At 65.7% G+C, this 17,482-nt stretch carries 13 protein-coding genes and 6 tRNA genes; 5 read left to right on the forward strand and 14 right to left on the reverse strand.

Annotated features, from left to right (window positions below; genetic code table 11):
- Nucleotide 1 precedes the first annotated feature (1 nt).
- From ACYVKR_RS07540 to ACYVKR_RS07550, 3 genes are all read left to right on the forward strand, one after another.
- A complete protein-coding gene (locus ACYVKR_RS07540) occupies nucleotides 2-1,795 on the forward strand; it encodes a M14 family metallopeptidase (RefSeq protein ID WP_460480197.1) in 1,794 nt (597 codons plus the stop codon).
- Nucleotides 1,796-1,804: 9 nt separating this feature from the next.
- Nucleotides 1,805-2,203 (forward strand): fluoride efflux transporter CrcB, encoded by a 399-nt coding sequence (crcB, locus tag ACYVKR_RS07545; RefSeq protein ID WP_460480198.1) that lies wholly within the window; start codon nucleotides 1,805-1,807, stop codon nucleotides 2,201-2,203.
- An 82-nt stretch (nucleotides 2,204-2,285) separates the two neighbouring features.
- Nucleotides 2,286-3,143: an LOG family protein gene (locus ACYVKR_RS07550; RefSeq protein WP_460480199.1), complete on the forward strand. Its 858-nt coding sequence runs from the start codon at nucleotides 2,286-2,288 to the stop codon at nucleotides 3,141-3,143.
- Between the two features lie 110 nt (nucleotides 3,144-3,253).
- Here ACYVKR_RS07550 and ACYVKR_RS07555 read toward each other — a convergent pair whose 3' ends face one another.
- From ACYVKR_RS07555 to pncB, 5 genes are all read right to left on the reverse strand, one after another.
- Nucleotides 3,254-4,492 carry an MFS transporter gene (locus tag ACYVKR_RS07555; protein WP_460480200.1) on the reverse strand — a complete coding sequence of 413 codons (1,239 nt, stop codon included), beginning with the start codon at nucleotides 4,490-4,492 and terminating at the stop codon, nucleotides 3,254-3,256.
- Entirely contained in the window at nucleotides 4,489-5,823 is a 1,335-nt protein-coding gene (locus tag ACYVKR_RS07560; RefSeq protein WP_460480201.1) for a DNA recombination protein RmuC, read from the reverse strand. Before ACYVKR_RS07560 ends, ACYVKR_RS07555 begins: the two co-directional genes overlap by 4 nt.
- Before the next feature lie 81 nt (nucleotides 5,824-5,904).
- Nucleotides 5,905-6,906 carry a 2-hydroxyacid dehydrogenase gene (locus ACYVKR_RS07565; protein ID WP_460480202.1) on the reverse strand — a complete coding sequence of 334 codons (1,002 nt, stop codon included), beginning with the start codon at nucleotides 6,904-6,906 and terminating at the stop codon, nucleotides 5,905-5,907.
- A 16-nt stretch (nucleotides 6,907-6,922) separates the two neighbouring features.
- The gene (locus tag ACYVKR_RS07570) at nucleotides 6,923-8,302 is read right to left on the reverse strand and encodes a sodium:proton antiporter (RefSeq protein WP_460480203.1); all 1,380 of its coding nucleotides are present in this window, start codon (nucleotides 8,300-8,302) and stop codon (nucleotides 6,923-6,925) included.
- A 128-nt stretch (nucleotides 8,303-8,430) separates the two neighbouring features.
- On the reverse strand, nucleotides 8,431-9,684 hold the full coding sequence (gene pncB, locus ACYVKR_RS07575; protein WP_460480204.1) for a nicotinate phosphoribosyltransferase: 1,254 nt from the start codon (nucleotides 9,682-9,684) through the stop codon (nucleotides 8,431-8,433).
- A gap of 494 nt (nucleotides 9,685-10,178) precedes the next feature.
- On the opposite strand from pncB, the gene ACYVKR_RS07580 reads away from it, so the two are divergent.
- Nucleotides 10,179-10,745 carry a phasin family protein gene (locus tag ACYVKR_RS07580; protein WP_460480205.1) on the forward strand — a complete coding sequence of 189 codons (567 nt, stop codon included), beginning with the start codon at nucleotides 10,179-10,181 and terminating at the stop codon, nucleotides 10,743-10,745.
- 294 nt (nucleotides 10,746-11,039) lie between these two features.
- Nucleotides 11,040-11,909: a glutamate racemase gene (gene murI / locus ACYVKR_RS07585; RefSeq protein WP_460480206.1), complete on the forward strand. Its 870-nt coding sequence runs from the start codon at nucleotides 11,040-11,042 to the stop codon at nucleotides 11,907-11,909.
- 109 nt (nucleotides 11,910-12,018) lie between these two features.
- On the opposite strand, the gene ACYVKR_RS07590 is transcribed toward murI, so the two are convergent.
- From ACYVKR_RS07590 to clpX, 9 genes are all read right to left on the reverse strand, one after another.
- Nucleotides 12,019-12,642, reverse strand: coding sequence for a DUF6806 family protein (locus ACYVKR_RS07590; protein WP_460480207.1), 624 nt, complete (start codon nucleotides 12,640-12,642; stop codon nucleotides 12,019-12,021).
- Between the two features lie 61 nt (nucleotides 12,643-12,703).
- Nucleotides 12,704-12,796: transfer RNA gene (locus ACYVKR_RS07595), tRNA-Leu, on the reverse strand.
- A gap of 101 nt (nucleotides 12,797-12,897) precedes the next feature.
- Nucleotides 12,898-12,973, reverse strand: a tRNA-Gly gene (locus ACYVKR_RS07600).
- A 36-nt stretch (nucleotides 12,974-13,009) separates the two neighbouring features.
- Nucleotides 13,010-13,085, reverse strand: a tRNA-Gly gene (locus tag ACYVKR_RS07605).
- A gap of 37 nt (nucleotides 13,086-13,122) precedes the next feature.
- Nucleotides 13,123-13,198, reverse strand: a tRNA-Gly gene (locus tag ACYVKR_RS07610).
- Between the two features lie 48 nt (nucleotides 13,199-13,246).
- Nucleotides 13,247-13,320, reverse strand: a tRNA-Cys gene (locus tag ACYVKR_RS07615).
- 38 nt (nucleotides 13,321-13,358) lie between these two features.
- A tRNA-Gly gene (locus ACYVKR_RS07620) sits at nucleotides 13,359-13,434 on the reverse strand.
- A 112-nt stretch (nucleotides 13,435-13,546) separates the two neighbouring features.
- Nucleotides 13,547-15,991, reverse strand: a complete 2,445-nt coding sequence (gene lon, locus ACYVKR_RS07625; RefSeq protein ID WP_460480208.1) for an endopeptidase La — start codon at nucleotides 15,989-15,991, stop codon at nucleotides 13,547-13,549.
- A 159-nt stretch (nucleotides 15,992-16,150) separates the two neighbouring features.
- Nucleotides 16,151-17,425 (reverse strand): ATP-dependent Clp protease ATP-binding subunit ClpX, encoded by a 1,275-nt coding sequence (clpX, locus tag ACYVKR_RS07630; protein ID WP_460480209.1) that lies wholly within the window; start codon nucleotides 17,423-17,425, stop codon nucleotides 16,151-16,153.
- Between the last annotated feature and the right edge of the window lie 57 nt (nucleotides 17,426-17,482).

The following is a 17,482-nucleotide window of genomic DNA, read 5'->3' on the forward strand; positions in this document are numbered from 1 at the left end:
CATGACCGTCCTGCTCTCCCGCCAGATCGACCGCACGCTCACCCATTGGCTGCATTCGCTGCCGCAGCAGGCACCCGCCGGCTCGCAGTGGGAGCTGTGGCTGTTCGAGGGCCTGGCGGCGCGCCAGGCGGCCGAGCGGCAGCTGCGCCAGCAGGGTGTCACCGCCCGCATCCGCAGCGCCTACAAGCCGCTGGTGCATTTCTTCCTCGAGGAAGTGGAAGACCTGGATCAGCTGGCCCAGGTGCAGGTGCGCTACCCGGTGCAGCCCGAGGCGCCGGCCAACCGCTTCCGGCTCGAAACCTACCCGCTCGCCGCCATGCTGCCGCAGGCCGAGCTTCATCTCATGCCGGGCGACACAGCGCCCCGCTACCAGGTGCAATTGCAGTGGCGCGACGGCCGCCAGCGCAGCGCCAGCGTGCCCGTGCCCTGCCGCCCGGTGAGCGATGCCTGGGGCGGCAAGGCCGTGGCCAGCTGCGGCTGGGTGCGGCAGCTGCAGGCCGATGGCAACGAGGTTCGCAGCGAAGCGCTGGACACCGACTACGCCCAGGCCTTCGAGACCGCGATGCAGGCCGTGCAGCAGCACCCCTGGCCGCAGGCCGAGCCCTACTTCGGCCGGCTGCTGCTGCGCATCGACCTGCCCGGTTTCGAGCAAGCCATCGCCGGCACCGGCGAGACCATGAGCACCGCCGAGGCGCTGCACGAGGAGCTGTACTTCGGCCTGCTCGCGCACTTCCAGCACCACTCGGGCCGCCCAGCCGGCGACCGGCGGCTGCAGCCCGGCCAGATGGTGCCGGACATCCGCTGCGCCGACGATGCCGACCCGCTGGCCCTGCAGCACATCCAGGTGCTGGTCGAGACCCAGGCGCTGCAGACGGCTGGCGACGAGCCGCACGACACGCTGACGGCCGACCACGCCGCCCGCGCGCTGGCCCATGTCGCGCAGGCGCCGTCGATCGCCGAGGTGCAGGGCTTCTTCAGCCCGCTGGTGCAGCAGCACGGCCTGCTGTGGCAGGGCCGTAGCCGCCAGGGCCGCGCCGTGGGCGCCACCTACCAGGTGGGCAGCGACCGGCCGGTGCTGATCAGCGGCGGCCAGCATGCCAATGAAACCTCGGGCGTGGTCGGCGCGCTGCGCGCCGGCCTGGCGCTGGCCGAAGAGCCCGCCAGCCATTTCGCGCTGCTGCCGCTGGAGAACCCCGATGGCTATGCGCTGCACCAGTGGTACTGCCGCCAGGCGCCGCAGCACATGCACCATGCGGCGCGCTACAGCGCGCTGGGCGACGACATCGAGTACCGCGAGACCGAGCCGCTGTACGAGCGCGTGGTGCGCCAGGATGCGCTGGCCGGCAGCGGCGCGCAGCTGCACATCAACCTGCATGGCTACCCGGCGCATGAATGGGTGCACCCGCTCACCGGCTACATCCCGCGCGGCTTCGACCTGTGGACCCTGCCCAAGGGCTTCTTCCTGATCCTGCGCTACCACGCCGGCTGGCAGGCCCAGGCCGAGCAGCTGGCCGAAGCCGTGACGCAGGCGCTGCTGCAGGTGCCGGGCCTGGCCGAATACAACGCGCGCCAGCTCGCGCTGTACCAGCAGCACTCGGGCCTGCAGCCGTTCTCGCTGCTGCACGGCACGCCCTACACCATGGCGGAGAATCACGCCTCGCCAGCGGCGATGACGCTGATCACCGAGTTCCCCGACGAGACCGTGACCGGCGACGCCTTCGTCTTCGCGCACCAGGCACAGCTGGCCGCCACGCTGGTGGCCTACCGGGCCTGGCAGCACATCGCGCTGCCCTGAGGCGACCCCATGCCCATCCCCTCGACCCTCGCGCAAATCCTCGGCATCTGCATCGGCTCCTGCCTGGGCGCGCTGGCCCGCTGGCGGCTGGCGCTGTGGCTCAACCAGCCTTCGGCGCTGCTGCCCTGGGGCACGCTGGCGGCCAACCTCGTGGGCGGCTATGTGATCGGCCTGCTGGTGTCGTTGTTCCAGGCGATGCCGCAGCTCGATCCGATCTGGCGGCTGACGCTGATCACCGGCTTTCTCGGCGCGCTGACCACCTTCTCCACCTTCTCGGCCGAGACGGTCTCGATGCTGCAGGCCCAGCGCTACGGCCTGGCCGTTCTGCAGTGCCTGCTGCACCTGGGCGGATCGCTGCTATTCACCGCGGCGGGCCTGGCCACCGGCGCCTTGCTGTGGAGTAAATAGAGCTATTCCTTTCATAGCTGGCAGCGCTGATGCATACTGATCCAGACGGTATTTTTCTCTCAAGCCTTCCGAAAGCGACACCATGGACGCCACCACCCAAGTCAACGATACCCAGGACTGGGAACTGTTTGCCAGCAAGAAAGCAGCCGCGGACAGCACTGTCGAGCGCGACTCGTACCGGCTCGCCTTCGCCGATCCCGAATTCCTGACCCGGCGTGAAACGCGGGGCATCCGCTTCCAGCTCGAGATGCTCAAGCCCGACCTGGAGCTGCGCGCCCAGGGCATCAACCACACCGTGGTGGTGTTCGGCAGCGCGCGCTTCCTGCCGCCCGAGGACGCCCAGCTCAAGCTCGAGGCCGCCCAGGCCGGCGGCGATGCGCGCGCCATCGCGCTGGCCGAGCGCGGCGTGGCCAACAGCCGTTACTACGATGCGGCGCGCCGCTTCGCACGCCTGGTCGCCAAGTACAGCGAGACCCAGCCGCTGGCCGACCGCCTGTATATCTGCACCGGCGGCGGCCCCGGCATCATGGAGGCAGCGAACCGCGGCGCATCCGAGGAGCACGCCCCCAACGTGGGCCTGAACATCACGCTGCCGCACGAGCAGTCGGGCAACCGCTTCATCACGCCCGAGCTGTGCTTCAAGTTCCACTACTTCGCGCTGCGCAAGATGCACCTGATGATGCGTGCCAAGGCGCTGGTGGTGTTTCCGGGCGGCTTCGGCACCATGGACGAGCTGTTCGAGGTGCTGACCCTGGTGCAGACCACCAAGGCCAAGGCCGTGCCCATCGTGCTGTTTGGCGCGGACTTCTGGAAGCGCGCGATCAACTTCGAGGTGCTGATCGAGATGGGCACGATCTCGGAGCGCGACGTGGGCCTGTTCCACATCACCGACGACGTGCACGAGGCCTGCCGCATCATCCAGTCGTTCTACGAGCGCTGAGCGCCGGGCATATAAAACAATAGCTGCTAGCGCTTGCCATAACTGGTTTTCGATGTGATTTCACATCAAAACCATTGCACAGCAAGCGCCAGCAGCTATCTTTTTTAGAACTACCGCGATCCGTCGCCGTCCTGCCGCGGCGCCGGCAGCCGGGCCGGCTCGTGGGGCGGGTGCAGGTCTGGCATGGGCATCTGGCCCAGCATCCAGGCCAGGCGTGAGCCCGAGCCGACCAGCGCGCCCATCACCCAGAACACGCCGCCCACGCCGATGGCCGCGCCCGCCGAGCCGAACAAGAGCGGCATCACCACGCTCGATCCGTTGATCAGCATCAGGCGCAGGCCCACGGCCTCGCCGTGCCGGTCCTCGGGCGTGAGCTGGTGCAGCATGCTCATCGCCATGGGCTGCACCGAGCCCAGCGCCGCGCCCAGCACCACCGAGCACAGCACCATGGTCCACACCGAGCCCATGAACGGGTACAGCGCAAAGCCCAACGAGGTGACCATCATCGCCGTGGCCACCACCGTCATCTCCTTGCAGTGGCGCGACAGCACCGGCAGCAGCAGCCGGATCAGCGCGGCCGCGATGGCGAACATGCCCAGCACCATGCCGATCTGCGACGCCGACAGCCCCTTCTCGTGGCCCAGCAGCGGCACGACGAAAGTGTGCGCGTCCCAGCACGACGAGACCATCCAGTTCACGATCAGCAACCAGCGGAAGTTCTTCTGCTGCAGCAGGTCCCAGGCGTGGTGCGGCTGGCCATCGTCCTGCGGCGGCGACGGCGCCTCGGTCTTCGCGCCGCGCACGCACAGCCACGACAGCAGCGGCATCGCCGCCAGCGCGCCGAACGCGATGCGGTAGGCCAGCGTGCTGCCCGCCTCGCTGGTCGCGTGGTCGATCACCATGCCGGCCACGAAGGGCCCCATGAAGTTGGCCACCGCCGGTCCCAGCGACAGCCAGCTGAAGATCACGCGCAGCTCGCTCGCCTCGTGCGCCTGCCGGCCCGCATAGCGCTGCAGCGCGACGATGGACACGCCCGTGGCGCCGCCGGTCAGCAGCGCGGCCACGCACAGGCCCCAGAACGCCGGCACGGCCACCGCCACCAGCGCGCCCACGCCCGCCGCCGCGATCGCCATCAGCGTGGGCCGCTTGAAGCCGTGGCGGTCGGTGTAGCGCCCCGCGGGCAGCGACAGGAACACCTGCGTCAACGCGAACAGGCTGAGCAGAAAGCCCACCGCGCCGGGGCTGTAGCCCTCGCGCAGCGCCAGCAGCGGCGCAGCCAGCCGCATGCCCGTCATCGTGGCGTGCACGAACACCTGGCCGATGATGAGGCGTATCAGCTCGCGCGTCATTGCGGCCCGTCCTTCGGGGTTTCAGCGGCTTCGGGGCCGTCTTCCGCCTGGTCGGGCGCCGGCAACTCATGCACGCCCGAGAGCCTGCGCTGGATGGCCCGCGTGCGCACATCCACCTGCTCGAAGCGCTTGGCTGCCGCATCGATGGACTTGCGCGTGGCCTCCACCACCTCGCCGAACTTGTGGAACTCGGTCTTCACCTGGCCCAGCACGGCCCAGACCTCGGACGAGCGCTTCTCGATGGCCAGCGTCTTGAAACCCATCTGCAGGCTGTTGAGCAGGGCCGCCAGGTTGGCCGGGCCGGCGAGCATCACGCGGCAGTCGTTCTGCAGCGCCTCGGCCAGGCCAGGCCGGCGCAGGGCCTCGGCGAACAGGCCCTCGCTGGGCAGGTACAGCAGCGCGAAATCGGTGGTGTGCGGCGGCGCGACGTACTTGTTGCGGATCTTGCGCGCCTCCAGCCGGATCGACGATTCGAAGGCATTGCCGGCCGACGCAATGGCCGCCTTGTCGGCCGCCTCGTGCGCGTCGAGCAGGCGCTGGTAGTGCTCCACCGGGTACTTGGAGTCGATGGGCAGCCACACCGGCGCATCGCCCGAGCGGCCCGGCAGGCGCACGGCGAACTCCACCAGGTCGTCGCTGCCCGGCACGGTCTTGACGTTCTTCGCGTACTGGTCGGGCGTGAGCACGTTGTCGATGATCGCGCCCAGCTGCAGCTCGCCCCAGGTGCCGCGCGTCTTCACGTTGGTCATCACGCGCTTGAGGTCGCCCACGCTGCCGGCCAGCGTCTGCATCTCGCCCAGGCCCTGGTGCACCTGTTCGAGCCGGTCGCTCACCAGCTTGAAGGACTCGCCCAGGCGCTGTTCCAGCGTGGCATGCAGCTTCTCATCCACCGTGCGGCGCATGGCCTCGAGCTGGGCCTGGTTGTCCTGCTGGATGCGCGCCAGGCGCTCGTTCATCGTGGCACGCAGTTGCTCGGCCTGCTGCTGGTGCGTGGCGGCCAGCGCCCCGAAGCGCTGCGCCAGCGAGGCCTCGATATGCACCAGCCGCCCGTCCAGCGCCTGGCGAAAGCCGTCCATGCTGCCCTGGCTGGTCTGGTTCAGGTCGCGCATCTGCTGCAGCAGGTTGTGCGACAGATGGGCCAGCGCCCCGTCGCTGCGCGCCAGCGCCTGCTGCGTGTGCTGCTGCGCCGCGAGCTGCTGGCGCTCTTGCTGGAGCATGCGCTCCACCCATTCCGGCGGCAGCGTGGCCACCGGGCGGCGCAGCAGCAGCACCAGCAATACCGCGAGCACTGCCACCAAGACGGCAATGAGCAAAATGGTTTCCAAAGGCACGATAGGCGAACCGTCTGACTACAAAAAATATAGCTGCTTGCGCCGATGGTATCAGCGCAAGCAGCCATTCTGACCTGAAACTCAGGCGCCGCGCTTCGCGCGGGCGACAGGCTCGGGCTGGTTCACCGGCGTGACCGGCGGCTGGCCCGCCAGGTAGGCGACAAGGTTGTCCGCCGCCAGGTCGGCCATGGCGCGGCGCGTGGCCATGGTGGCGCTGGCGATGTGCGGCGTAAGCACCACGTTGGGCACGGTCAGCAGCTCGGGATGGATGGCGGGTTCGCCCTCGAACACATCCAGCCCCGCGGCGGCGATGCGCTTGTTCTTGAGCGCCTGGGCCAGCGCCGCGTCGTCGACGATGCCGCCGCGCGCGATGTTGATGAGCGTGGCCGTGGGCTTCATCAGCGCGATCTCGGCCGCGCCGATGGCATGGTGCGCGGCCGGCGTGTAGGGCAGCACCAGCACCACGTGGTCGGCGGTCTTCAGCAGCTCTTCCTTGCCCACATAGCGGGCCTTGCACTCGGCTTCCAGCTCGGGCGCCAGGCGCGAGCGGTTGTGGTAGATCACGTTCATGCCGAAGCCGTGCGCGCCGCGCTTGGCAATGCCCTGGCCGATGCGGCCCATGCCGACAATGCCCAGCGTGCTGCCGTGCACCTCAGCGCCGGCGAACAGGTCGTAGCGCCAGTCCTTCCACAGGCCGGCGCGCAGGTAGTGCTCGCTCTCGGCGATGCGGCGCGCCGTGGCCATCAGCAGCGCGAAACCGAAGTCGGCCGTGGTCTCGGTCAGCACGTCGGGCGCGTTCGTGCCCTGCACGCCCGCGGCGGTCATCGCCGGCACGTCGAAATTGTTGTAGCCCACGGCCATGTTGGCCACGATCTTGAGCTGCGGGCAGGCAGCCAGCAGCTCGGCGTCTATGCGCTGCGAGCCGGTGGTGAGCACGCCGTCCATGCCCTGCAGGCGGGCGGCCAGCTCCTGCGGCGACCAGGCCGCGTCCTCGGGGTTGGCGGTCACATCGAAGTGTTGGGACAGGCGTTCGACCACCTCGGGGGAGATGGCTCGGGCAATCAGAATCTTGGCACGGGGCATGCGCTCCATCCTTTCGTTAGCGGAAGAAGATCCAGGTGATGATGGCAAGCAGCGGCAGCAGGACACCGCACGACCAGGCCATGTAGCCGAAGAAGCTGGGCATGGGCACGCCGCGGCTTTCGGCGATGGCCTTGACCATCAGGTTCGGCGCGTTGCCGATGTAGGTATTGGCGCCCATGAACACGGCGCCGGCCGAGATCGCGGCCAGCGTGGGCGCCAGCGCGGTCATCAGCACGGCAGGGTCGCCGCCCGCCGTGTTGAAGAACACCAGGTAGGTGGGCGCGTTGTCGAGGAAGGAACTCAGCACGCCCGTGGCCCAGAAGTACATGGCCGGATCGGGGCTGCCGTCGGCGCGCGTAACCGCGCGCACGATGGCGCCGAACGGGCCGTCCGTGCCGGCCTTGAGCATGGCGATGACGGGGATGATGGTCAGGAAGATGCCGGCGAACAGCTTGGCCACCTCCTGCATCGGCGCCCAGTCGAACTGGTTGGCCTGGTGCACGATGGCGGGCGTGAGCTTGAGCGAAGCCAATGTGAGCACGATCAGGCCCACGTCGCGCACCAGCCCGGGCAGGCCGACCGGTGTACCCACCACGTCGAAGACCACCTCGGACTTCCACAGCCCGCTCATCAGCACCAGCGCGATCACCCCCAGCAGCAGCACGAAGTTCAGCTTGCCGTCGAAGCCCAGGCTGTGGGTGTCTGGCGTGGGATCGGGCCGGGGATGCTTGCCATCGCGGCGGAAGAGGTAGCTGTCCAGCAGGTAGAAGACCACCAGCAGCGCGATGGACAGCAGCAGCGTTTCGCCCCAGATGTGCTCCATGGTCCAGAAGAAGCTCACGCCCTTCAGGAAGCCCAGGAACAGAGGCGGATCGCCCAGCGGCGTCAGCGAGCCGCCCACGTTGGAGACCAGGAAGATGAAGAACACCACCACGTGCACGCAGCTCTTGCGGCCGTCGTTGGCGCGGATCAGCGGGCGGATCAGCAGCATCGACGCGCCGGTCGTGCCCATGAAGCTGGCCAGCACCGTGCCTATGGCCAGGATGGCGGTGTTCAGGCCGGGACTGCCATGCAGGTTGCCCCGGACATAGATGCCGCCCGACACGGTGAACAGCGCCGTGAGCAGGACCACGAACGGAATGTACTCGGCCACCAGCGCGTGGACGAAGTTGGCGCCCGCCAACGGCAGCCCGAAGACGACGGCGAACGGCACCAGGAATGCCAGCGCCCAGCCTGCGGCCACCTTGCCGAAGTGGTGGTGCCAAAAATGTGGCGCGAGCAGCGGCAGCAGCGCGATCGACAGCAGGATGCCGGCGAACGGCACGCCCCAGGCCACCGACAGGCTGGCGCCGTCCAGCTCCGCCGCCGCGCACCAGCCCGGTGTCAGCAACGCCATGGCGGCCACAGCCCCCGCTCCCCACCCGTACCTGCGGCCTACCCCTGGGCGTTGCGCCATGCCTGGACTCCTTGCTGGTTCAAAAATGCTACATATTATATAGCTACACCACCAAATCAGACCTACGGCTATCCGGCCTTGGCGGCTGCCGGCGCGACACTGGCCGCCGAAGCGCTGTCGGCCGGCGGCAGGCCGAACACCTGGCGCAGGTAGGCCAGGTATTTCTGGTCGTCGCACATGCCCTTGCCCGGCGTGTCCGAGATCTTGGCCACCGACTGGCCGTTGCAGCGCGTCATCTTGATCACGATCTGCAACGGCTCATAGCCCAGGTCGTTGGTCAGGTTCGTGCCCACGCCGAAGGCCAGCTGGCAGCGGCCGTGGAAGCGCTGGTACAGCGCGATGGTGCGCGGGATGGTCAGCGCGTCGCTGAAGATCAGCACCTTGGTCAGCGGATCGACCTTGTGGTGCTGGTAGTGCGCGAGCAGGCGCTCGCCCCAGGCGAACGGGTCGCCGCTGTCGTGCCGGGCGCCGTCGAAGAGCTTGCAGAAATACAGGTCGAAGTCGCGCAGGAAGGCATCCATGCCGTACACGTCGGACAGCGCAATGCCCAGGTCGCCGCGGTACTCCTTGGCCCACATCTCGAAGCCATAGATCTGGCTCTCGCGCAGCCGCGGCCCCAGCGCCTGGCAGGCCTGCAGGTACTCGTGCGCCATGGTGCCCAGCGGCGTCAGGCCCAGCTTCATCGCCAGCAGCAGGTTGCTGGTGCCCGCCAGCTGCCCGATCCGCGCGCCTGGCACCGGGCGCACCGTGCTCACGCCCAGTTCGCGGCACAGGGTGCGCAGCACCTCCTCCTGCCAGACGCGGCTGAAGCGCCGGCGCGTGCCGTAGTCGGCGATCTTCAGGTCCTCCAGCCCGGCAGCACGCATGGCAGCCACCTTGCCTTCGAGGCGCCGGCGGCCCTCGGCCCAGTCCGGCTGTGGCTGCGTGCGGCGGAAGTACACCTCGTTGACGATGGCCAGCACCGGTATCTCGAACAAGATGGTGTGCAGCCACGGACCGCGGATCGTGATGTCGATCTCGCCCGAGGGCAGTGGCGAAACGGTGATGTATTTCTCGGAGAGCTTGAAGACGCCCAGGAAATCGACGAAGTCGCTCTTGATGAAGCGCAGCGAACGCAGGTAGGCCAGCTCCGCGTCCTGGAACTGCAGGCTGCAGAGGTGGCGGATCTCCTCGCGGATCTCGCCCACCAGCGGCGCCAGCTGCACGCCCGGATTGCGGCAGCGGAACTTGTACTCCACCGAAGCCCACGGAAACTGATGCAACACCACCTGCATCATCGTGAATTTGTACAGATCGGTGTCGAGCAGGCTTTGGATGATCATGAAGGCAGTGCAAGAGCCCATCCACAACGCCCACGGCGCCTATCGCGGCCGATAGGCGCCAGGTTCGTCACTCCATCAGCCTTGCACCCAAAAGCGATAGCGGAAGGCCAAGTGTAGGCGATCCACCTGTGCGTCCTGCCTAGCTTCAACCCTGGCCCGCCGCCCAAGCCCCTGCTGCCGTCCACGGAAAGCCGCCCGCGTCATCAAGCCGTCACGCCGCAACCCCTACCATAGGGCACCGAGGCTCGGCGGGGAGCTTTGGCGGCATGGCGTGATCGGGTTGAGTCGTTTCCAGCGCAACCAATTGAAATCGCAGGAAATAAAGATTTTGCTGCACTGCACAAAAAAGACTTGCAAAAAGAAAAATAGTGCCTAAAATGACAACCATTGTGCAGTGCAACATAAGTGATCGACACAGGAGCGCAGTGCACATCGAGATCGGCCTCAGGCTGGTCACAACATCGGTAGTAACTCTCAACTGAACGGAGCAAAAAATGGCACTCACCCCTGATCAAATCCTGGCAGCCCACAAAGCCAATCTGGAAACCCTGGTTGGCCTGACCAACAAGGCCTTCGAAGGCGTGGAAAAGCTGGTCGAACTGAACGTGGCCGCAACCCGCGCTGCCCTGACCGACGCCGCCAAGAACGCACAAGCCGCTCTGGACGCCAAGAACGCCCAAGAACTGCTGAGCCTGCAAGCCGGCCTGCTGCAGCCCATGGCTGAGAAGACCGCTGCTTACAGCCGTCACCTGTACGAAATCGCCACGGCCACCGGCCTGGAATTCAGCAAGGCTTTCGAGTCCAACACCACCCAGGCACAAGCCAAGTTCAACGAATTCGTTGACACCGCCGCCAAGAACGCACCCGCTGGTTCCGAAAGCGCCGTGGCCGTGATGAAGACCGCCGTTGCTGCCGCCAACAACGCCTACGACTCCGTGCAAAAGGCTGTGAAGCAAGCCAGCGAAGTGGCCGAAACCAACTTCAACACCATCACCAACAACGTGATGAAGGCTGCTACCAACGCAACCAACGTGGCTGCTGCAGCTGCCAAGAAGCGTTAATTCCGGCACCCTTATCCGATACGTTGCTGCAACGCAACAAGATGGAATAAGGGCTTGCACGAACAAAAGGGTAAACCCTAGAATGCACACATGGCGTCGGATCTTTCGGCGCCCACCAGTTGTCTCCTTGGATCTTTTCGAAACCTGGTTTCAGGGATCCATTTAAAGCCCGGTTCTTCCGGGCTTTTTTTTGCCCAACGCCCTGGCGGCGCACCGGGCTTGCCCCTGCGGCACAGCCGGATCCACGGCAATTTTCTACAATGCGCGCTGGCTCCCACTGCACCTTCCATCGCCATGCCCGACCCCTCCCCCCCCATCGGTATCTTCGACAGCGGCATCGGCGGGCTGAGCGTGCTGCAGGCGCTGCAGCAGGAGATGCCGCACGAGCACCTGGTCTACCTGGCCGACAGCGCCAACGCCCCGTATGGCGAACGCGGCGATGCCTATGTGATCGCCCGCTCCGCCACCATCGCCCAGTGGCTGCGCGAGCAGCACCAAATCAAGGCCCTGGTCGTCGCCTGCAACACCGCCACGGCCGCCGCGGTCGAGGCGCTGCGCAGCCAGCATCCGGATCTGCCCATCATCGGCGTGGAGCCCGCGCTCAAGCCCGCGGCGCTCGCCAGCCGCACGCATAGGATCGGCGTCATCGCCACGCAGGGCACGGTGAACAGCGTGCGCTTTGCGCAGCTGCAACGCCGCCATGGCGAGAACGTGCAATTCGTGGTGCAGGCCTGCAACGGCCTGGCCCGCGCCATCGAGGACAGCACCTCGCCCGACCTGCCCGCAGCGGACAGCGCCCGCGCGATAGAGGCGCTGTGCCGCCAGCACCTGGGCGCGATGGGCCCGTTTGGCCCGCAGCCCGAGCAGATCGACACGCTGGTGCTGGGCTGCACCCACTATGTCTTCGTTGCCGACATGCTGCGCGCCATCGTCGGTGCCGATGTGCAGCTGCTCGACACGGGCGCCCCCGTCGCCCGGCGCACCCGCGAGCTGCTGGCAGCTGCCCAGGCCCTCGCGCCTGCTGGCACTGCGCAACGCGTGGAACTCTTCACCACCGGCGATGTGGCGGCCCTGGCACAGGCGGCGCGCACCTGGCTGCAGCTGCCGGCCTCGGCCTGCGCCCAGGCCCGTATTGCCGACGCAGCCCAGGCCACCACCGTCTGATCCCTAAAACAATAGCTGCCAGCGCTTGCTGAACCTGGTTTCTCGATAGTTTTCTACCTGAAACCCTGATGCAGCAAGCGCTGGCAGCTATATTTTTTGAAATCCGTTCTTAGTGCAGATGCCGCGGGCGGCGGCCGCCGTGGCCCGCATTGCCACCACCGGCGCCGCGCGGCGGCTTGCCGATCTCCAGCGAATCGACCAGCGCATCGAAGCGCTGGTTGAACAGCTTGTCGATCTCGCCGACCACGCCGACCAGTTCGCTCGCGTCGAAGTGCCGCTCCATCGTGGCGATCACGTCCTGCACCAGCAGGTCGCGCTGCACCTGCATGATGGCGGCCGGCGTCGGGCCCACGAACAACATCAGGAAGTCATCGCGCGACTCGGCATCGCGGTCCTGGTCTTCCTCGTCGAACTCGGCGTCGTAGAAGGTCACCTCGATGGCAGCGCCCAGCTCGGCCAGCTCGTTGAGGTTCATGCACATGTCGTCCAGCGACTGGCGGAAGTCCTCGTCGCCGCGCACCGTCCAGCACATCTGCAGCAAACGCTCCTTGGCGTCGAACTGGATGCCCGGCTCTTCCTCGTAGGCGCTCTCTGCCCCGTCCGCCAGCGAACGGGCACCCGCGTATTGCCACAGCGGCTTCAAGGCCTCCTGCAGCTGCTCGAAGCGCACGTCGGCGCGCAGCTGCACCTGGCCATGTACATGGATCTCGAAGGGGGGATTGAAACCGGGCATGATCGCACCTCTACAAACTAGGCCCGGCCAAACAGAATGAGCTGCTGGCCATCACCACTACTGGTGCCCCGAGCCGGGGTCGAACCGGCACGCCCCTTTTCAGGAAAGCGGCGGATTTTAAGTCCGCAGTGTCTACCAATTTCACCATCGGGGCGCTTCTGCTGCACAAGGCATTCTAGCCCGAGCACCGAACCTCGACAGCCATCGCAGCCTGGAGCAGAAAAACAAATGGGAAGCCGCAGCTTCCCATGAAAATGGAGCGGGAAAACGGTCTCGAACCGTCGACCTCAACCTTGGCAAGGTTGCGCTCTACCAACTGAGCTATTCCCGCGTTGCCGACCAGACGCATTGCCTGACCAGCCTGAACTGGAGCGGGAAAACGGTCTCGAACCGTCGACCTCAACCTTGGCAAGGTTGCGCTCTACCAACTGAGCTATTCCCGCGTTGCCGACCAGACGCATTGCCTGACCAGCCTGAAACTGGAGCGGGAAAACGGTCTCGAACCGTCGACCTCAACCTTGGCAAGGTTGCGCTCTACCAACTGAGCTATTCCCGCAAATTTTCTGCTTTCGCAGTTCCCAAAACGCACTGACCAGCACGTGTTTGGAGGCGCGAACCAGAGTCGAACTGGTCTAACCGGATTTGCAATCCGGGGCATAACCGCTTTGCTATCGCGCCCTGGCTATTGGGTGCCGGCCATGCCAACCCCCGATGTCTGGAGCGGGAAAACGGTCTCGAACCGTCGACCTCAACCTTGGCAAGGTTGCGCTCTACCAACTGAGCTATTCCCGCAAAATCCGAAGTCAAGCATTATAAGCTGCTTTTCTCCAGACAGACCGCTATTCTAATGCAAATTCGCGCAGGGAATTCCGAAAAGCCAGACTTTTCGTCATTCCCTTCGCTCTCAGTGCTTGACCGCCCGAGTTGCCCTGGCGCGGCGCGCCGGTGCCGACGCGCCATCTTCGGCAACCACCGCAGCCGCCGCTGCCGCGGGAAGCTCGTCGGCAGGCAGCGCCACCGGCAGGCTCTCCAGCGCGATCTCGAGCACCTTGTCGATCCAGCGCACCGGCACGATCTCCAGGCCACTCTTCACGTTGTCGGGGATTTCCGCCAGGTCCTTGACGTTCTCCTCGGGGATCAGCACGGTCTTGATGCCACCGCGCAGCGCGGCCAGCAGCTTCTCCTTCAGCCCGCCGATCGCCGTGACTTCGCCGCGCAAGGTGATCTCGCCGGTCATCGCCACGTCGCCGCGCACTGGGATGCCGGTCAGCACCGACACCAGGGCCGTGGTCATGGCCGCGCCAGCGCTCGGGCCGTCCTTGGGGGTAGCGCCGTCCGGCACGTGGATATGGATGTCTCGCTTCTCGAACACATCGTCGCGGATGCCCAGCGAATGCGCCCGGCTGCGCACCACGGTGCGCGCGGCCTCGACCGATTCCTTCATCACATCGCCCAGCGAGCCGGTGCGGTTGATGACGCCCTTGCCCGGCATGGCCGCCGCCTCGATGGTCAGCAGATCGCCACCCACCTCGGTCCAGGCCAGGCCCACGACCTGGCCGACCTGGTTGCGCTGCTCCGCATGGCCGTAGGTGTAGCGTCGCACACCCAGGTAGTCGGGCAGGTTGTCGGCGTTGACCAAGACCTCCGGCTCGACCTTCTTCAGCTGGATGTTCTTCACCACCTTGCGGCAGATCTTGGACAGCTCGCGCTCGAGCGAACGCACGCCGGCCTCGCGGGTGTAGTAGCGCACGATGTCGCGCACCGCATCTTCGGTCAGGCGCAGCTCGCCCGGCTTCACGCCGTTGTTCTCCAGCTGCTTGGGCAGCAGGTAGCGCATGGCGATGTTGGTCTTCTCGTCCTCGGTGTAGCCCGCGAGGCGGATGACTTCCATGCGATCGAGCAGTGCCGGCGGGATGTTCATCGAGTTCGACGTGGCCACGAACATCACGTCGCTCAGGTCGAAGTCCACCTCGATGTAGTGGTCGCCGAACTTGTTGTTCTGCTCGGGGTCGAGCACCTCCAGCAGCGCACTCGAAGGGTCGCCGCGGAAGTCCATGCCCAGCTTGTCGATCTCGTCGAGCAGGAACAGCGGATTGCGCGTGCCGACCTTGGTCAGGTTCTGCAGCACCTTGCCCGGCATGGCGCCGATGTAGGTGCGGCGGTGCCCGCGGATCTCCGCCTCGTCGCGCATGCCGCCCAGCGCCATGCGCACGTACTTGCGGCCCGTGGCCTTGGCGATGGACTGGCCCAACGAGGTCTTGCCCACGCCCGGCGGCCCCACCAGGCACAGGATGGGCGCCTTCACCTTGTCCACGCGCTGCTGTACAGCGAGGTACTCGAGGATGCGGTCCTTGACCTTCTCAAGACCGTAGTGGTCGGCGTTGAGCACGTCCTCGGCCGCCACCAGATCCTTCTTGACCTTGGTCTTCTTGCTCCAGGGCAGCGACACCAGGCCGTCGATGTAGTTGCGCACCACCGAAGCCTCGGCCGACATGGGCGACATCAACTTGAGCTTCTTGAGCTCGGCCTCGGCCTTCTTGCGCGCATCCGCGGGCATCTTGGCAAGCTTGATCTTCTTTTCCAGCTCTTCCAGGTCGGCGCCGTCCTCGCCTTCGCCAAGCTCCTTCTGGATGGCCTTGACCTGCTCGTTCAGATAGAAGTCGCGCTGGCTCTTTTCCATCTGCTTCTTGACGCGGCCGCGGATGCGCTTGTCCACGTTCAGGATGTCGACCTCGCGCTCCAGCTGGCCCAGCAGGTTGTCCAGGCGGTCCTGCACGCTCTCGAGCTCCAGCACGGCCTGCTTGTCCTCGAGCTTGAGCGGCAAGTGCGCGGCAATGGTGTCCACCAGGCGGCCCGCATCTTCGATACCAGCGATCGACGACAGGATCTCCGAAGGGATTTTCTTGTTGAGCTTGACGTACTGGTCGAACTGCTGCATCACGGCGCGGCGCAGTGCCTCGATCTCGCTGGCCTTGTCGCCCAGCTCCTCCGCAGGCACCAGGCTGACCTGGGCCACGAAGTGGGTTTCCGCATCTTCGATGTGGGCGACCTTGGCGCGCTGCTGGCCCTCGACCAGCACCTTGACGGTCCCGTCGGGCAGCTTGAGCATCTGCAGGATGGTGGACACGCAGCCGACCGCGAACATGTCTCCCACGGTCGGATCATCCTTGGCGGCTGTCTTCTGCGCCACCAGCATGATTTTGCGTTCGCCCTCCATCGCCATCTCCAAGGCCTTGATGCTCTTGGGACGGCCGACGAACAGGGGAATGACCATGTGCGGGAAGACGACGACGTCTCGCAGCGGCAGCATGGACAGATTGAATACTTCTGTGGATGGGTTTTCGGACATGAGAATCCTTTACAGGTTCTTGCGAAGATGCTTCGCAAAAGCCATTTTTCAAGGCGTCGCCCGCAGAAATGTGCGGGCCTTCCATACGGTACAGCTTAGCGGCGGGCGCAAGCCTCCCAAGCAAAATTGCCCGGCGATTCGCAGGGCAATTGAGGGGGATCAGGCCTTCTTGGCGGCTTCTCGATAGACCAGCAAGGGCGGCTTGCCCTCGTTGATGGTGGCCTCTTCCACCACCACCTTCGCCACATTGCTGGTCGTAGGCAAATCGAACATCGTGCCCATCAGCGACTGCTCGAGGATCGAGCGCAGGCCGCGTGCACCGGTCTTGCGCGCGAGGGCCTTCTTGGCGATCGCCGCCAGGGCATCCGGGCGCACCTCCAGCTCCACGCCTTCCATGCCCAGCAGCTTGCTGTACTGCTTGACCAAGGCATTCTTGGGCTGCGTGAGGATCTGCACCAGCGCATCCTCGGTCAGCTCAGCCAGCGCCGTGACCACAGGCAGACGGCCCACGAGCTCGGGGATCAGACCAAACTTGATCAGGTCCTCGGGCTCGATGTCCTGGAACGCCTCGGTGACCGAGCGCTGCTGTTTGCTGCGCACCGTGGCGCCAAAGCCGATGCCCGAGGCCTCGGACCGGTTCTCAATGAGCTTCTCCAGCCCCGCAAACGCGCCGCCGCAGATGAACAGGATGTTCGTGGTATCGATCTGCAGGAAATCCTGGTTGGGATGCTTGCGGCCGCCCTGCGGCGGAATGCTGGCCATGGTGCCTTCGACCAGCTTGAGCAAGGCCTGCTGCACGCCTTCGCCCGACACGTCGCGGGTGATGGACGGGTTGTCGGCCTTGCGGGTGATCTTGTCGATTTCGTCGATGTAGACGATGCCGCGCTGCGCACGTTCGACGTCGTAGTTGCAGCTTTGCAGCAGCTTCTGGACGATGTTCTCCACGTCCTCGCCCACATAGCCTGCCTCGGTCAACGTCGTGGCATCAGCCATCACAAAGGGCACGTTCAACTGGCGTGCCAGGGTCTGGGCCAGCAGCGTCTTGCCCGAGCCGGTCGGCCCGATCAGCAGGATGTTGCTCTTGGACAGCTCCACCTCGTCCTTGCCAGCCTTGTCCTTGTGCAGCAGGCGCTTGTAGTGGTTGTAGACCGCGACGGCCAGCGTGCGCTTGGCGGCCTCCTGCCCGATCACGTAGCTGTCAAGATTGCTCTTGATGTCTGCCGGGGTCGGCAGCTCGCTGCCCACGGCCCGGCTCCCCTCCTTGTCCTCCGCAGCCACCTCGTCGCGCACGATGTCGTTGCAGAGGTTGATGCACTCGTCGCAGATGAACACGGACGGACCCGCGATCAATTTCTTGACTTCGTGCTGGCTTTTGCCGCAGAACGAGCAGTACAGGGTTTTTTCGCTGGAAGAAGAGCCTTTTTTGTCGGCCATGGGGGCTGCGCCTTCAATCGATGGAACGGAAAACAATGATACTCAAATCAAAGACGG

It is taken from the genome of Comamonas humi, assembly GCF_054782535.1.

Bases quoted from the DNA above. Each gene is read 5' to 3' on its own strand.
- ACYVKR_RS07540 (WP_460480197.1), top strand. From the start codon at position 2: ATGACCGTCCTGCTCTCCCGCCAGATCGACCGCACGCTCACCCATTGG.
- crcB (WP_460480198.1), top strand. From the start codon at position 1,805: ATGCCCATCCCCTCGACCCTCGCGCAAATCCTCGGCATCTGCATCGGC.
- ACYVKR_RS07550 (WP_460480199.1), top strand. From the start codon at position 2,286: ATGGACGCCACCACCCAAGTCAACGATACCCAGGACTGGGAACTGTTT.
- ACYVKR_RS07555 (WP_460480200.1), bottom strand. From the start codon at position 4,492: ATGACGCGCGAGCTGATACGCCTCATCATCGGCCAGGTGTTCGTGCAC.
- ACYVKR_RS07565 (WP_460480202.1), bottom strand. From the start codon at position 6,906: ATGCCCCGTGCCAAGATTCTGATTGCCCGAGCCATCTCCCCCGAGGTG.
- ACYVKR_RS07570 (WP_460480203.1), bottom strand. From the start codon at position 8,302: ATGGCGTTGCTGACACCGGGCTGGTGCGCGGCGGCGGAGCTGGACGGC.
- pncB (WP_460480204.1), bottom strand. From the start codon at position 9,684: ATGATCATCCAAAGCCTGCTCGACACCGATCTGTACAAATTCACGATG.
- ACYVKR_RS07580 (WP_460480205.1), top strand. From the start codon at position 10,179: ATGGCACTCACCCCTGATCAAATCCTGGCAGCCCACAAAGCCAATCTG.
- murI (WP_460480206.1), top strand. From the start codon at position 11,040: ATGCCCGACCCCTCCCCCCCCATCGGTATCTTCGACAGCGGCATCGGC.
- ACYVKR_RS07590 (WP_460480207.1), bottom strand. From the start codon at position 12,642: ATGCCCGGTTTCAATCCCCCCTTCGAGATCCATGTACATGGCCAGGTG.
- lon (WP_460480208.1), bottom strand. From the start codon at position 15,991: ATGTCCGAAAACCCATCCACAGAAGTATTCAATCTGTCCATGCTGCCG.
- clpX (WP_460480209.1), bottom strand. From the start codon at position 17,425: ATGGCCGACAAAAAAGGCTCTTCTTCCAGCGAAAAAACCCTGTACTGC.